At 61.2% G+C, this 15,130-nt stretch carries 14 protein-coding genes; 9 read left to right on the top strand and 5 right to left on the bottom strand.

The features are described from left to right. The first annotated feature begins 265 nt into the window (after positions 1-265). Positions 266-814 carry an RNA polymerase factor sigma-70 gene (locus UB23_RS04465; RefSeq protein ID WP_045058120.1) on the top strand — a complete coding sequence of 183 codons (549 nt, stop codon included), beginning with the start codon at positions 266-268 and terminating at the stop codon, positions 812-814. Positions 815-966: 152 nt separating this feature from the next. Here the strand turns inward: UB23_RS04465 and UB23_RS04460 are convergent, their stop codons facing one another. The 3 genes from UB23_RS04460 to UB23_RS04450 form a co-directional block, all read right to left on the bottom strand. After that, positions 967-1,980, bottom strand: a complete 1,014-nt coding sequence (locus tag UB23_RS04460) for a GNAT family N-acetyltransferase (RefSeq protein ID WP_045058119.1) — start codon at positions 1,978-1,980, stop codon at positions 967-969. A 99-nt stretch (positions 1,981-2,079) separates the two neighbouring features. After that, entirely contained in the window at positions 2,080-2,874 is a 795-nt protein-coding gene (locus tag UB23_RS04455) for a substrate-binding periplasmic protein (RefSeq protein ID WP_177328526.1), read from the bottom strand. 88 nt (positions 2,875-2,962) lie between these two features. Continuing rightward, positions 2,963-3,589, bottom strand: a complete 627-nt coding sequence (locus tag UB23_RS04450) for a TetR/AcrR family transcriptional regulator (RefSeq protein WP_045058118.1) — start codon at positions 3,587-3,589, stop codon at positions 2,963-2,965. Positions 3,590-3,816: 227 nt separating this feature from the next. On the opposite strand from UB23_RS04450, the gene UB23_RS04445 reads away from it, so the two are divergent. From UB23_RS04445 to ppnP, 8 genes are all read left to right on the top strand, one after another. Further along, positions 3,817-5,607: an acyclic terpene utilization AtuA family protein gene (locus UB23_RS04445; RefSeq protein ID WP_177328530.1), complete on the top strand. Its 1,791-nt coding sequence runs from the start codon at positions 3,817-3,819 to the stop codon at positions 5,605-5,607. A 12-nt stretch (positions 5,608-5,619) separates the two neighbouring features. Next, entirely contained in the window at positions 5,620-6,489 is an 870-nt protein-coding gene (locus tag UB23_RS04440) for an SDR family oxidoreductase (protein WP_045058116.1), read from the top strand. A gap of 3 nt (positions 6,490-6,492) precedes the next feature. Beyond that, entirely contained in the window at positions 6,493-8,109 is a 1,617-nt protein-coding gene (atuC, locus tag UB23_RS04435; protein ID WP_045058115.1) for a geranyl-CoA carboxylase subunit beta, read from the top strand. A 24-nt stretch (positions 8,110-8,133) separates the two neighbouring features. Further along, complete coding sequence (gene atuD, locus UB23_RS04430) at positions 8,134-9,291, top strand: citronellyl-CoA dehydrogenase (RefSeq protein WP_045058114.1); 1,158 nt, start codon at positions 8,134-8,136, stop codon at positions 9,289-9,291. Beyond that, the gene (locus tag UB23_RS04425; RefSeq protein WP_045058113.1) at positions 9,288-10,085 is read left to right on the top strand and encodes an enoyl-CoA hydratase/isomerase family protein; all 798 of its coding nucleotides are present in this window, start codon (positions 9,288-9,290) and stop codon (positions 10,083-10,085) included. Before atuD ends, UB23_RS04425 begins: the two co-directional genes overlap by 4 nt. Positions 10,086-10,202: 117 nt before the next feature. Further along, positions 10,203-12,164 (top strand): acetyl/propionyl/methylcrotonyl-CoA carboxylase subunit alpha, encoded by a 1,962-nt coding sequence (locus tag UB23_RS04420; protein WP_045058112.1) that lies wholly within the window; start codon positions 10,203-10,205, stop codon positions 12,162-12,164. A 71-nt stretch (positions 12,165-12,235) separates the two neighbouring features. After that, entirely contained in the window at positions 12,236-12,778 is a 543-nt protein-coding gene (locus UB23_RS04415; RefSeq protein WP_045058111.1) for an exonuclease domain-containing protein, read from the top strand. 69 nt (positions 12,779-12,847) lie between these two features. Then, on the top strand, positions 12,848-13,132 hold the full coding sequence (gene ppnP / locus UB23_RS04410; protein WP_045058110.1) for a pyrimidine/purine nucleoside phosphorylase: 285 nt from the start codon (positions 12,848-12,850) through the stop codon (positions 13,130-13,132). Between the two features lie 68 nt (positions 13,133-13,200). Here ppnP and UB23_RS04405 read toward each other — a convergent pair whose 3' ends face one another. Then, positions 13,201-14,007, bottom strand: a complete 807-nt coding sequence (locus UB23_RS04405; RefSeq protein ID WP_045058109.1) for an MOSC domain-containing protein — start codon at positions 14,005-14,007, stop codon at positions 13,201-13,203. Between the two features lie 76 nt (positions 14,008-14,083). Next, entirely contained in the window at positions 14,084-15,019 is a 936-nt protein-coding gene (locus tag UB23_RS04400) for a chemotaxis protein CheV (RefSeq protein ID WP_045058108.1), read from the bottom strand. Positions 15,020-15,130: the final 111 nt, after the last annotated feature.

Below are 15,130 nucleotides of genomic sequence, written 5' to 3'. Positions count from 1 at the left end.
TCCTGCGAAAATTTGGGCTGTATGCGTGCGGTGCCATTCACCAAGGAGAACGGATGGGGTAAGGCAAGAATTAGTCGTCGGCAGCGATCGCCAACGGGGCTGGCGTGCGTCAGCGTGTCGCAGTTCACAAAACGCACCGCCAGGAAGCATTAATTCTCTTTCTCAATTGACAATCATTATCATTCAACATAATTTGTCGCTCGATGTGTAGGGCAGCCCGGGTCTCAGGCCGCTCCACTAACCTATTTGCAGCAGGGTGTTTTCCATGACGGAACAAGTATCCACAAGCAGGTGCGATTCACCGCTACTTCAGGCATTCGTCGACAATCGACTGATACTGGTCAAGATTGCAGCACGCATTACCGGGTGCCGGTCACGCGCTGAAGACGTGGTACAGGATGCGTTCTTCCGCCTGCAGTCGGCGCCGCAGATCACCTCCTCCTTCAAGGCACAACTCAGCTACCTGTTCCAGATCGTGCGCAACCTGGCGATCGATCACTATCGCAAGCATGCATTGGAACAGAAGTATTCCGGCCCGGAAGAGGAAGGCCTGAATGTGGTGATCCAGGGCGCGTCGCCGGAAACCTCGCACATCAATTTCTCGACCCTGGAAAACATCGCTGACGCCCTGACGCAACTGCCCAGCCGCACCCGTTATGCGTTCGAGATGTACCGCCTGCATGGCGTACCGCAGAAAGACATCGCCAAGGAACTGGGCGTGTCGCCCACCCTGGTGAACTTCATGATCCGCGATGCACTGGTGCATTGCCGCAAGGTGTCGGGAAGTCGCGCGGATACGTTTGCACGGCGTTGAGATCTGGCAATTGCGGTGCGCTCAATCACGAGCAGGCTCACTCCCACACGGGATCTTCCACCCTGGACCCATGCCAAGCGCATATCCCCTGTGAGAGCCCGCTTGCTCGCTAAGGCTGACTCAAGATCAATGAGGACCTTGATCCCTGAAACTCAAGCCAGCACACACCGTTCGAAAAACCGCTCCCTCCCCAACACCATCAACGCCGCCCGCTTGTGCGGAAAGTCGAACTCCTTCTCGCAGTGAAACCGCTGCCCCTGCATGTACCCGATCATCTTCGCGTTGTCCGCGCGCGGCTCGGCGACTACTCGCTGGGTGCGCGGGTCATCGAGAAACAGGTAGTGCGTCAGCGCCGATAACCAACTCGCCACTTTGTGCGGGCCGCGGTGCTGCTCTTCACCTACCAGCATATGGATTCCACGGTCGTAATCGCCCGCCTGGTAGAACGGCGCGAGGCGGTCCTCCTTGGCCCAGTAGGCCTCGAAGTAGGCAAACGGCTGGTCATCGAAACAGCCGATCAGCGTCAGCGTGTGCGGGTCGGCCAGCAACTTGGCCAGATACTCCCGATGCTGATCGAGGCTGCCCTCCTCCTGCCAGAAACTCGCAACCCGCGCGCTGTTCTGCCAGCGATTGAAGCGCGCCAGGTCATGTTCGATATCGACCGTGCGCAGGGATATCCATGCCCCCAACCGCGCATCGAACCGTCGGTACACCTCGCCCCGAGGTTTGAGCGGCCGCAAGGGGTGGCGTTTGCCGCCGCTGATCACTGGATGCTGTGGGTAGCTGTTTACACTGGCCTGGCTCAACCAGGGGCGGGGCAACTGCCAGAACAGCGCGCGCTCGCAACGGTATTGGCCACTGACTTCACCGGTGACCAGCAAGCCGCTGAGCAGTGCCTCGGTGGGCAGTTCATCAAGGTGCCAGGTCAAGTGCTGACAGGCTGAATCGCGGGCGAACAACCAATAACAGGCCAGGTACAAGACTTCGCTGTCCGGGTGTTCGCAACGTTGCTCGATGGCCACGTGCAGCGCAGGCACGCGGTTCACTCGCAAGCTGAGCAACGGCTGCCCGTCGCAGCCGAGGCTCAAGCGGTCGGTGGTTTCATCCGCCATAAGGCACCGGCCATCGGGCAGAGCCAGGGCAGTCAGAGCGTTCAGATCAGGCATGGGTCAGGCTCACGTTAGTCGTCCACTGTTAAACGAGGTGACGTGAGCCGATCAGGGAAATTTAACCGAAGACAGAAAATACCCGACGTGCGATCCCCATCAGTCCCCAGGAACAGGGACCACGGCGATTTGGTACGGCGCAAAAATTTTCATCATCTGGCCGCTCTCCCGCAACCCTTGCAGCAATTTGCCAAAGGCTTCACCGCTGATGGGTGCCGCAGGACGAAGCATTGCGTAATGGTGATAGACCTGGTCCACCCGCTGGGACACCAGCAACTGAGCGGCGACTTTTGCGTTGCGCAGAAGGTAATCGCTCAGGTACGACCGCGTGACCAACGCGATGTCCGCACGGCCGCGCAGCACCATGAGCAAATTGCTGTCATGGGAATAGGTCAGAGAGGCGTTGTAGCGTTGCGCAAGTATTTTGGGGTCGGCATCGAAGTTGGCGAACTCGTAGTGATACCCGCTGAAAAGTGCCAAACGTTTGCCGGCAAGTTCGGCAAAATAGTCTTGCTGGCGGTCCGGCAGTTGTTGCGCGACGAAAATCTCGGCATCTTCCAGGCCCATGTCGACCGTAACATGTGGAATATCCTTCCAGCCCCAATCAGGATTCTCGAAGATCGCCATGTCCACCCGGCCTTGCTTGAAATCACCAAAGCGGCGGGGAATCGAAGTTGGCACCAGGACAAACTGGTAGTCATGCTGGGCAACATTCAATGCTTCGACCAGCTGTGGCAGCAAGCCAGTGTCGGCCCCCATTTCCGGACGCACAGTATAGGGAGGGAAATGCGCCGCTCCGACTCGAACCAGCTGTGCCGCCTGGGAAGGCAGTAACCATAATGCGGGAAGCGCCGCCAGTAAAAACCGGAAGGCCGTCCGTGTTGGCGAGGACATCAAAACAACCTACTCCCGAAAATTACGCGCTATGCATTCAAGCCAGGCGGTTTCGCCCGATTAGCCAGAGGCTACTGGCAAATCACCACTATCGTGGCTCTTTCAATACCATGATAAGGGCTTCGTCCGCCAGTTGATCCAGGCTCATGCTGCCGCCGGCACGAAACCAGGTGGTGGTCCAGGACAGCGCCCCCGTCAGGAAACGACGCGTGATAAACACATCGCCGCCAATCAAACCGGCGTCCTTGGCCTCTCCCAGCACCTGCAACCATAGCTCTTCGTAGATATCGCGCAGGGCCAGCACCTGCGCCTGGCCCTCCTCGGATAACGACCGCCATTCGTAGACCAGCACGGCCATGGCCTCGCCGCTGCCCCCCATGATCGATTGCAGTTCGCAACGAATCAGCGCCAGCACCCGCTCACGCACGCTTGCGGCGTCACCGAGGGCGGCACGCATGAGCGCCGTGTTGTAGCGGATGGTTTCCTCCATCACTGCGCGCAGGATGTCGTCCTTGCTTTTGAAGTGATGAAAAATACTGCCCGACTGTATGCCCACGGCGCCGGCCAGGTCGCGCACGGTGGTGCGCTCGTAGCCTTTATTGCGAAACAGGTGGGCGGCCACTTGCAGCAGTTTGCCGCGGGCGCTGTCCGGGTCGGTCAACTGGCCGCTGTCGACCAGTTCGCGCATGACGCCCAGGGCTTTTTGCTCGTCCACCCATTCTCTCCTACAGTCGATCAATCCAGATGCGCCGCTCGCCGCTGAAACCGCGGGCTTGCGCGGGCAATTTAAGCTGGCGCCGGCAACCAAGCAAGCGCTCGGGAAGAAGATATTTCAAGGCATTTACAAACCAAGCGCTTGCTTGGTAGTCTCGAATCGCGAATCAGCAGTCTCGCAGCGGTAGTCTCCCAATACTGTCGACGGAGGTGAGCATGAAGCCAACTGTGCCGGAAACCATTCGCATCGGGTGCGCCAGCGCGTTCTGGGGCGACACTTCGACGGCCGCGGCGCAGCTGGTGGAAGGGGGAAGCCTGGACTATCTGGTGTTCGACTACCTGGCAGAAATCACCCTGTCGATCATGGCCGGAGCGCGGATGAAAGATCCCCAGGCCGGTTATGCCAGCGATTTCGTCGAAGTTCTCACTCCGCTGCTCAGGCAACTCGCCGAGCAAGGCATTCGGGTGATCAGCAACGCAGGCGGGATCAATCCACAAGCCTGCGCTGCGACCCTGCAAGCGGCTTGCGACAAGGCCGGGGTGGGGTTGAAAATTGCCGTGTTGCTGGGCGACGACCTGCAACCGCAGCTCAAGCAGCTCAGGACCCTCGGCATCCAGGAGATGTTCAGTGGCGCGCCGTTGCCGGCGATGTGCGTCTCGACGAACGCTTACCTCGGTGCACCTGGCATCGTCGAAGCCTTGCGCCTGGGGGCGGATATCATCATCACCGGGCGGGTGGTCGACAGTGCCGTGGTCAGCGCCGCCCTGGTGCATGAGTTCGGCTGGTCGTGGCAGGACTACGACAAACTCGCCCAGGCCGCCCTCGCCGGCCACATCATCGAATGCGGAGCCCAATGCACCGGGGGCAACTTCACCGACTGGCGTGAGGTGCCAGACTACGAACACATCGGTTTCCCCATCGTCGAAGTCAGCCGCGACAGCCAGTTTATCGTCAGCAAACCCGAAGGCTCCGGCGGCCTGGTGACGCCGCTGACCGTGGGCGAACAGATGCTCTATGAAATCGGCGACCCGCAAGCCTACCTGCTGCCTGATGTGGTGTGTGATTTCACCCGGGTCAGGCTCGTGCAACAGGGTAAAAACCGGGTTCAGGTGCACGGCGCCAAGGGCCTGCCACCCACTGACCAGTACAAGGTCAGCGCCACCTTCCTCGACGGTTTTCGCTGCACTGCCAGTTGTCTGATCGCCGGGATCGATGCGGTCGACAAGGCCCGACGCGTCAGCGCCGCGATTATCAACAAAACCTCGGACATCTTCAGCCAGCGCGGCTGGTTGCCCTACAGCGAGGTCAATGTCGAACTGCTCGGCAGCGAAGCCACCTACGGTTCTCACGGTCAGCGCCAGGACACCCGCGAGGTGGTGATCAAGCTGGCGGTGAGGCATCCGGACAAACAGGCGTTGATCCTGTTCTCCCGGGAAATAGCCCAGGCCGCGACCGGCATGGCGCCAGGGTTGACCGGGATCGTCGGTGGGCGACCGACGGTGTACCCGCTGATCCGCCTGTTCTCATTCCTGATCGATAAATCCGCGTGCACCCTGGGTATTCACTTCGACGGTCAGCGCCATCCCTGTGCCCTGCCCGCCATCGCGACGCTCGACACCCAGGACTTGCCGGTGCCGCTCGACCCGCCCAAACCGGTCGGCCTGGCCGACGCCAGCGTCGAGCTGGTCAAGCTGGCGGTTGCGCGCTCCGGGGACAAGGGCAACCACAGCAATATCGGGGTCATGGCCCGCGAAGCAGAGTACCTGCCGTGGATCGCCGAAGCCTTGACCCCGGAGGTGCTGGTCGACTGGATGAGCCATGTTCTCGACCCGGTATACGGGCGAGTCGAGCGCTGGTACCTGCCGGCCACCCACAGCCTGAACTTCCTGCTGGAGAACGCCCTCGGCGGCGGTGGCGTGGCCAGTCTGCGCATCGACCCGCAAGGCAAGGCGTTCGCCCAGCAGCTGCTGGAAATCCAGATACCGGTGCCGCAAAGCATCGCCGACCAGGTCAACTAGAGGACCGTCACCGTGGCCTACGATTCGATTTTCAAAGCCGGCTTGTTTACCGGGCAAAACATCATCGTGACCGGTGGCGGCAGCGGCATCGGCCGTTGCACCGCCCATGAACTGGCGGCATTGGGTGCCCATGTACTGCTGGTGGGGCGCAACGCGGCCAAGCTGGACAACGTCGCCGGCGAGATAACCGCAGATGGCGGCCAGGCCGACTGGGTCGTGTGCGATATCCGTGAGGAAGAAACGGTGCGGCATATTGTCAGCGAATTGATCCGCGAGCATGGCCCCATCCACGGCCTGGTCAACAATGCCGGTGGGCAGTTCCCCTCGGCGCTGGCCTCAATCAACCAGAAGGGTTTCGAGACCGTGATGCGCACCAACCTGGTGGGCGGTTTCCTGATGGCCAGGGAAGTGTTCAATCAATCCATGAGCAAGCACGGCGGCTCGATCGTCAACATGCTCGCCGACATGTGGGGCGGCATGCCGGGCATGGGCCATTCCGGCGCCTCGCGCTCGGGCATGGACAACCTGACAAAAACGGCGGCATTCGAATGGGGGTACGCCGGCGTGCGGGTCAACGCGGTGGCGCCCGGCTGGATCGCTTCAAGTGGCATGGACACTTACGAGGGTGCGTTCAAGGCAGTGATTCCGACCCTGCGCGAGCATGTACCGCTCAAGCGCATCGGCACCGAATCGGAAGTCAGCGCGGCGATCGTTTTCCTGCTCAGCCCGGCGGCGACATTCATTAGCGGCAGCACCCTGCGCATCGATGGCGCGGCGAGTCTTGGCGGGCGGGCGTGGCCCATGCACAAGGCGCACAACAGCGAGTCGTACAACGGCTTTCACCGAGCGTACCTGCCCGAAGTACTTCAGGACAAGGACTAAGCCATGCCGGTCATACAGTCCCAGGTCGACCCCTTCAGCCAACATTTCGCGCAGAACCATGCCGCAATGCTGACGGGTATCGAGCAGGTGCGTCAGCTCGAACAGAATCTTCTGAACAAGGCTGCCGAGGCAAAATCCAGGTTCGACCAGCGCGGGCAATTGCTGCCCCGGGAACGTCTCAACCTGCTACTGGATCCCGGCGCGCCTTTTCTTGAATTGGCGAGTCTGGCCGGTTACAAGCTGCACGATGACAAGGATGGCCATTCGGCGGGTGGCGGCCTGATCGCCGGCATCGGTTACGTGTCGGGTGTGCGCGTGCTGGTGGTGGCGAACAACAGCGCGATCAAAGGCGGGACCATTTCCCCAAGTGGTCTGAAAAAATCCCTGCGCCTGCAGCAGATCGCCATGGAGAACAAGCTGCCGGTCATTACCCTGGCCGAAAGCGGTGGTGCCAACCTCAATTATGCGGCGGAGATTTTTGTCGAAGGCGCACGCAGCTTTGCCAATCAGGCCCGGATGTCGGCCATGGGCTTGCCGCAGATTACCGTGGTGCACGGCTCGGCCACGGCGGGCGGTGCTTATCAGCCCGGCCTCTCCGATTACGTGGTGGTGGTGCGCGGCAAGGCCAAGCTGTTTCTGGCCGGGCCGCCACTGCTCAAGGCGGCCACGGGCGAGATCGCCACCGATGAGGAGCTTGGCGGTGCCGAGATGCACGCACAAGTGGCAGGTACGGCGGAGTACCTGGCGGAAAACGATGCCGACGGCGTGCGCCAGGTGCGCGAGATTCTGCGCCTGCTGCCATGGAACGCACGCCTGGCCATGCCCCCTCGGCCATCGTTCGAAGAACCTCTATACCCCATCGACGAGTTGCTCGGGCTGATCCCCGACGACGCGAAAAAACCCTACGACGCGCGGGAGATCATTGCGCGGATCGCCGACGGGTCGAATTTCCTCGAGTTCAAGGGCGAGTACGATCAGCAGACAATCTGCGGGCATTTGCAGATCCAGGGTCGCGCCTGCGGCTTCATCGGCAACAACGGCCCGATCACGCCCAGGGGGGCGAGCAAGGCGGCGCAATTCATTCAGCTGTGTGACCAGAGCCAGACGCCCCTGCTGTTCTTTCACAACACCACCGGGTTCATGGTCGGCACCGAGTCGGAACAGCAAGGCGTGATCAAACATGGTGCGAAGATGATCCAGGCAGTCGCCAACGCCCGCGTGCCCAAATTGACCATCGTCGTCGGCGGTTCCTACGGCGCCGGCAACTATGCCATGTGCGGTCGCGGCCTCGATCCGCGCTTCATCTTCGCCTGGCCCAACAGCCGCACGGCGGTCATGGGTGGCGCCCAGGCGGGCAAGGTACTGCGCATTGTCACCGAGGCCAAACAACTCAAGGATGGCCTGGTGCCCGATCCGAAAATGCTCGACATGCTGGAGCAGGTCACTGCGCAGAAACTCGACGGCCAGTCCACTGCCCTGTATGGCAGCGCCAACTTGTGGGACGACGGCCTGATCGATCCGCGCGACACCCGGACCTTGCTCGGCTACCTGCTGGACATCTGCCACGAGGCCGAAGTGCGGCCATTGCACGCCAACAGTTTTGGTGTAGCCCGCTTCTAAAGGGCGATCAGGAGAACAATAAAAATGATCTTCACCCAGGAACACGAAGCACTGCGCCGCACGGTCCGGCAATTCGTCGACAACGAGATCAATCCCCACGTCGACGAATGGGAAAAAGCCGGGCGTTTTCCCATTCACCAGCTCTTTCGCAAGGCCGGCGAACTGGGCCTGCTGGGAATTTCCAAACCGGAGAAGTTTGGCGGCATGGGGCTGGACTACAGCTACTCGATCGTCGCGGCCGAGGAGTTCGGCACCATTCACTGCGGCGGTATTCCGATGTCCATCGGCGTACAGACCGACATGTGCACCCCGGCGTTGGCGCGTTTTGGTAGCGACGAACTGCGGGAAGAATTTCTGCGCCCGGCGATCACTGGTGAGCAGGTCGGTTGCATCGGCGTGTCGGAGGTCGGAGCCGGTTCTGACGTCGCCGGGCTCAAAACCAGCGCACGCAAGGATGGCGACGATTATGTGATCAACGGCAGCAAAATGTGGATCACCAACTCACCGAGCGCCGATTTCATCTGTTTGCTGGCCAACACTTCGGACGACAAGCCGCACATCAACAAGTCGCTGATCATGGTGCCCATGAATACTGCGGGCATCAGCCTCAGCTCGCACCTGGACAAGCTCGGCATGCGCAGTTCGGAAACCGCCCAGGTGTTTTTTGACAATGTGCGTATACCGCAGCGCAACCGCATTGGCCACGAAGGGGCAGGCTTCATGATGCAGATGCTGCAGTTCCAGGAAGAACGCCTGTTCGGTGCGGCCAACATGCTCAAGGGCCTGGAGTACTGCGTCGACAGCACGATCGAGTACTGCAAGGAGCGCAAGACTTTTGGCAATGCGCTGATCGACAACCAGGTGATTCACTTTCGCCTGGCCGAACTGCAAACCGAAATCGAGTGCCTGCGGGCGCTGGTCTATCAGGCCACCGAGCAATACATCAAGGGCCAGGACGTCACCCGCCTGGCGTCGATGGCCAAGCTCAAGGCCGGGCGCCTGGGGCGTGAAGTCAGCGACAGCTGCCTGCAATACTGGGGCGGCATGGGCTTCATGTGGGACAACCCCGTGGCACGGGCCTATCGGGATGTGCGCCTGGTGTCGATCGGCGGGGGCGCCGACGAAATCATGTTGGGGATCATCTGCAAACTCATGGGCATCCTGCCAGGGAAGAAGAAATGAACCGCTTGCCGGTATGCCAGACGTTGCTGCTCGAATTGCATAACGGCGTGCTGCACGTCACGCTCAATCGCCCGGAAAGTCGCAACGCCATGAGCTTGCAAATGGTTGCCGAACTGCGGGGCTTGTTGGCGAGCGTGCGCGAGGACCAAGCCATTCGGGCATTGGTGATCGGCGGCGCCGGGGGGCATTTTTGCGCCGGCGGCGACATCAAGGATATGGCCAACGCCCGAACTCAAGGCCCGGAAGGGTTTCGTGAGCTGAATCGGGCGTTTGGTGCGCTGCTGCAGGAAGTGCAGCACGCGCCGCAAGTGGTGATCACGGTGCTGCAGGGCGCAGTACTGGGCGGTGGCCTGGGGCTGGCGTGCGTGAGCGATGTCGCGCTGGCGGATCACCAGGCGCAGTTCGGTTTGCCGGAAACCAGCCTCGGAGTCCTGCCGGCGCAGATCGCCCCGTTCGTGGTCCAGCGCATTGGCTTGACGCAAGCACGGCGCCTGGCGCTGACGGCCGCGCGATTTGATGGCACCCAGGCGCGACAGATCGGCCTGGTGCACTTCGTCGAGCATGACGCCCAGGCCCTGGCCGAGCGGCTCGATGAAGTGCTGGCCCATGTGCTGCGTTGCGCGCCGGGAGCGAATGCACTGACCAAGCGTCTGTTGCTGGCCAGTGCCGGACAGCCGACTGATGCCTTGCTGGATGAAGCGGCGCAATGGTTCAGCGACGCAGTGACCGGGCCTGAAGGAGTCGAGGGGACTATGGCTTTCGTGCAAAAACGTAAACCAGGATGGGCTCTGTGACAGCATCGCAGGCAAGCCAGCTCCCACAGGGTTCGTCAACGCCACAGATCCCCTGTGGGAGCGGGCTTGCTCGCGTAGAGGCCCGAAAATCCACCGTGTAACCAGAGCGAAGACTCCATGCCCTCCTTCAACAAAATCCTGGTCGCCAACCGCGGTGAAATCGCCTGTCGCATCCAGCGCACCGCCCAAGCCCTCGGCTATCGCACCGTCGCCGTCTTCAGTGACGCCGACGCCGACGCACTGCACGTGCGCATGGCCGATGAGGCCGTGAACATAGGCCCGGCCCCGGTGCAACAGTCTTACCTGAGCATTGCGGCGATCATCGACGCCGCGCGCCGCACGGGTGCCGACGCCATTCACCCGGGCTATGGTTTCCTCTCGGAAAACGCCAAATTTGCCCTCGCCTGCCGGGAGGCCGGCCTGACCTTTATTGGCCCGAGCCCCGAAGCCATAGAACTGATGGGCAGCAAACGGCTGTCGAAAATCGCCATGCTTGCCGCAGGAGTGCCCTGTATCGATGGCTATCAGGGCGCTGAACAGGACGACGCGAGCCTCGGTCGTGAAGCCGCGCGCCTGGGTTATCCACTGATGATCAAGGCCAGTGCCGGAGGCGGCGGTCGCGGCATGCGCCTGGTACAGGATGCAAGTGACCTGCTGGCGCAGATTCACACCGCACGTTCCGAAGCGTTGAACGGTTTTGGCAGCGATGAGTTGATCCTGGAACAGGCGCTGATCGATCCTCGGCATGTCGAGGTGCAACTGTTTGGCGACCAGCACGGCAACCTGATTTACCTCGGGGAGCGCGACTGTTCGATTCAACGCCGCCATCAGAAAGTCATCGAGGAAGCGCCCTGCCCGGTGATGACCGAAGCCTTGCGCCAGGCCATGGGAGAAGCGGCGCTCAAGGCCGGCCGCGCGGTGAATTACGTCGGCGCCGGGACCGTGGAGTTCCTGCTGGACCGGCAAGGGCGGTTTTACTTCCTGGAAATGAACACCCGTCTGCAAGTCGAGCACCCGGTGACCGAAATGATCACCGGCCTCGATTTGGTGGCGTGGCAGTTGCTGGTCGCGCAAGGACTGCCGCTGCCGTTGCGCCAGGACCAAGTGCAGCTCACCGGTCATGCCATGGAAGTGCGCTTGTACGCCGAAGACCCAACCCAGGGCTTTTTACCGCAAACCGGACGTGTCGGGGTATGGGAGCCCGTCTTGCAAAGCACTGTGCGGATCGACCACGGCTTGATTGCGGGCCAGAATATCAGCCCGTTCTACGACCCGATGCTCGGCAAAATCATCGCCCACGGCGCCACCCGCGAGGAAGCCCGGCGCAAGCTGGTGCGCGCCGTGCAGGACAGCGTGCTGCTGGGCGTGCAGACCAATCAGGCGCTACTGGCGCGCCTGTTGGAACATCCACAGTTCGTCAGCGGTGAATTCAACACCGGGTTCATCGCGACCCATTTCGCCGATCACGACTGTTTGCGCCCGCGGGTGCCGAGCGCTGCAGAACTGGCGATCGCAGCCGCACTGTTCCATCACCATTCGGCCCGGGTGCATGCCGGGCCGCTGGCCGGCTGGCGCAGCAATGCCAGCGTACCCCTGCTCTATCGCCTGGGCTTGGCGGAGCAGGACTGGGCCGTGGAGTTGAATGGGCTTGCAGGACAACCGTACCGGGTACACATCGCCGGCCAGGCCCTGACCCTGAACGTGATCGAATGCGACGGCTGTTGGGCCATCCTGGACATCGACGGCATTCGCCAGCGCCATGCCTACCGTCTCGAAGCCGACCGCCTGTGGCTGTTCACCCGTCCCGGCAGCCTGTGCCTGGAAGACCGCACGCAAGCGCCGGTCAGCGCGCAGGCCAGTATCAGCTCCGGCACCCTCAAGGCACCGATGGATGGCGCCATCGTCGACGTACTGGTCAGCGAGGGCAGCACCGTGCACAAAGGCCAACTGCTGGTGGTGCTGGAGGCCATGAAAATGGAGCATCCGCTGAAGTCCGGCATCGACGGCGTGCTCAAGCGCCTGCAGGTCAGTGTCGGCGACCAGGTGAAAAATCGGCAGATTTTGCTCGAGGTCGAATAAGCCGCTAGGCGGAACCGCAGGGTTTGGCTACGCTCAAAGCCTATCAGGACGCGGATACCAGGAAACCTGCGATGCCCCATTGGCTGGTCATTGATCTTGAAGCCACCACCGATGAGGGTGGTTGGCCAGTAACGGAAATGGAAATCATCGAAATCGGTGCCACCCTGGTGGATCGCCAAGGTCGCGAGCTCGATCATTTCCAGCGTTTTGTCCGGCCGCTACGCCGTCCCTTGCTGACGCCGTTCTGCCGCGAACTGACGCACATCACCCAGGCCAACATCGACGCCGCGCAGCCCCTGGACGAAGTCTGGGCTGCCTTCGAGCGCTGGCTCGGCCAGCATGAATCACGCCTGGAGGGCTGGGCCAGCTGGGGCGACTACGATCGCCAGCAGCTGGTACAGGAGTGGCAACGCCTGCAACTCGACAGCCTGCTCGGTCGGGTGCCGCACATGAACCTCAAGCAGCGCTTCGCCAAGGTGCGCAGGCTGGAACGCCCGCTGGGCCTCAACGGCGCCCTGCAACTGGCGGGCATGCAGTTCACCGGGCAACAACATCGGGCACTCGAGGACGCACGCAATACAGCGCGCCTGTTGCCGCTGATTCTCCCCGCCTAGAGTGGTGACGGCGCCCAGGGGCTTGTGCATACTGGCCGGCCCTTTTTAGCCCTTTTCGAGGAATCGCCCATGTTTAAAGTCAACGAGTACTTCGACGGCACCGTCAAGTCCATCGCCTTCGGCACTGCAGAAGGTCCCGCGACTATCGGCGTCATGGCACCGGGCGAGTATGAATTCGGCACCAGCCAGCGTGAAATCATGCATGTCGTGAGCGGCGCACTGACCGTCAAGCTGCCAGACAGCACCGACTGGGAAACCTTCGCTGCAGGCAGCCAGTTCAATGTGCCAGCTAACAGCAAGTTCCAGCTGAAAGTGGCTGTCGATACCGCTTACCTGTGCGAATACCGCGGCTAAAACCGCGGGTTTTCATAGCGAAAAAAATGCCCGGGCATCTGACCCGGGCATTTTTATTTCCAGCGCCGTTATTCGAGCACCGTCACTGGCATGCCGACTTCCAGCCGGCCATTGCCGTCGTTCACCAGGTTCTGGCCGAACATCGCGCCGTCAGCCTGGGCCCGGTATTTCTGCAAGGTGGCCAAGGGTTCACGGTCTTCGCTGCGTTGACCGGTCTGTGGATCGATCGTGGTCAGGATGCAGCGCGAACAGGGCTTGACCACCCGGAACTCGACATCACCGATGCGAATGCGCTTCCAGCCGTCCTCGGCAAATGCGTCACTGCCTTCGATGACCAGGTTGGGTCGAAAGCGCTGCATTTCCAGCGGGCGCCCGACCCGTTGCGACAGGTCTTGCAGGGACGCCTGGCCGATCAGCAACAGCGGAAAGCCGTCGGCGAAAGCCACTTGATCATCGTCCTTGCCATAGCCGGACTGGGTCGTACGGGCACGATCGAGGGGGATTTGTACCAGTCGAGTAGGTTTGCCTATGAACTCGCTGACCCAGGCACCCGCCTCGTCTCCGGCATCGGGTACGCGCAGGCTGTCGCTAAAGATGGTCACTCCGCGCAGTTCGGCATCGCCGCCAGGCAGGGATATATCAATGGTCGAATGCCCCGGAGCGCTAAGCGTCAGGCCGCCCTGGGCATTCCACAAGGCGGACAACTGGCTCATCGTTGCCACCGCACGCTGGGTGAGGAAGCGGCCGGTGGCTTCGTCCACCAGCATCCAGCGTCGATCACCGTCCACGCCCAGTTTGTCCAGGCTGACCTGTTGCAGGGCCTCGCCTTTGCCGGATTTCAGGGGGTAACGGTAGAGTGCGCTCAGATGCAGCATGGCCAGGTTCCTGAGGGGAAAACGTCACCCTATACGAGCTTGGGGCCTGAATCAAAGAACGGGTGTCTGGCGTTGATCAAACCGGTACTTCATCCAGCATCAATCGCTGGCGCACCACATCAACCAACTTGTCCGGCTGGAATTTGGACAGGAAATTGTCACAACCCACCTTCTTCACCATCGACTCGTTGAACCTGCCGGACAACGACGTATGCAGCACCACGTAAAGCCCGCGCAAGCGCGGATCGTTGCGAATTTCGGTGGTCAGGCGGTAGCCGTCCATTTCCGGCATCTCGGCGTCAGTGAATACCATCAGCAACTTGTCGGTCATGTTCTCCCCTGTATCGGCCCAGGCCTTGAGCATCCTCAAGGCCTTGAGACCATCGCTGGCGATATGCATCTTTACGCCCAACTGGCCCAGGGTGTCGCGCAATTGCGCCAAGGCCACGTTTGAGTCATCCACCAGCAACACTTCACGGCCCCTTGCGCGCTCAAGCACCGGGTCCTCGAGTTTCTCGCGAGACACTTTGGCGTTGTACGGGACGATTTCCGCCAGGACTTTCTCGACATCGATGATTTCCACCAACTGGTCATCCACCTTGCTGATCGCAGTCAGGTAGTGCTGGCGGCCGGCGCTGGTCGGTGGAGGCAGGATGGCTTCCCAGTTCATGTTCACGATCCGATCTACGCCACTGACCAGGAATGCCTGCACCGAGCGGTTGTATTCGGTGACGATGATCGTGCTGGTCGGCCCCGGAACCAATGGCCGCATGCCGATAGCCTGGGACAAGTCGATCACTGGCAGGGTCTGACCCCGCAAATTGACCACGCCGCAGACGAATGGGTGGCGCTGGGGCATCAGGGTCAGCTTTGGCAACTGCAACACTTCCTGGACCTTGAACACGTTGATCGCAAACAGTTGCCGGCCTGCCAGGCGGAACATGAGGATTTCGAGGCGATTCTCACCCACCAGTTGTGTGCGTTTATCTACCGTGTCGAGAATGCCGGCCATTATGACTCCTGGGCTTGTACGGGTGAGTTCATTAAAACGGTTTATCGGCTGCCAACGGCAGACCTTGACCCCTTGATTAAGATGCCCCGCTCCTGTGCCCGACCGAATACG

This window comes from Pseudomonas sp. ES3-33 (assembly GCF_000952175.1).
GTDB lineage: Bacteria > Pseudomonadota > Gammaproteobacteria > Pseudomonadales > Pseudomonadaceae > Aquipseudomonas > Aquipseudomonas gregormendelii.
This window is presented reverse-complemented; position numbering and strand designations above follow the sequence as displayed.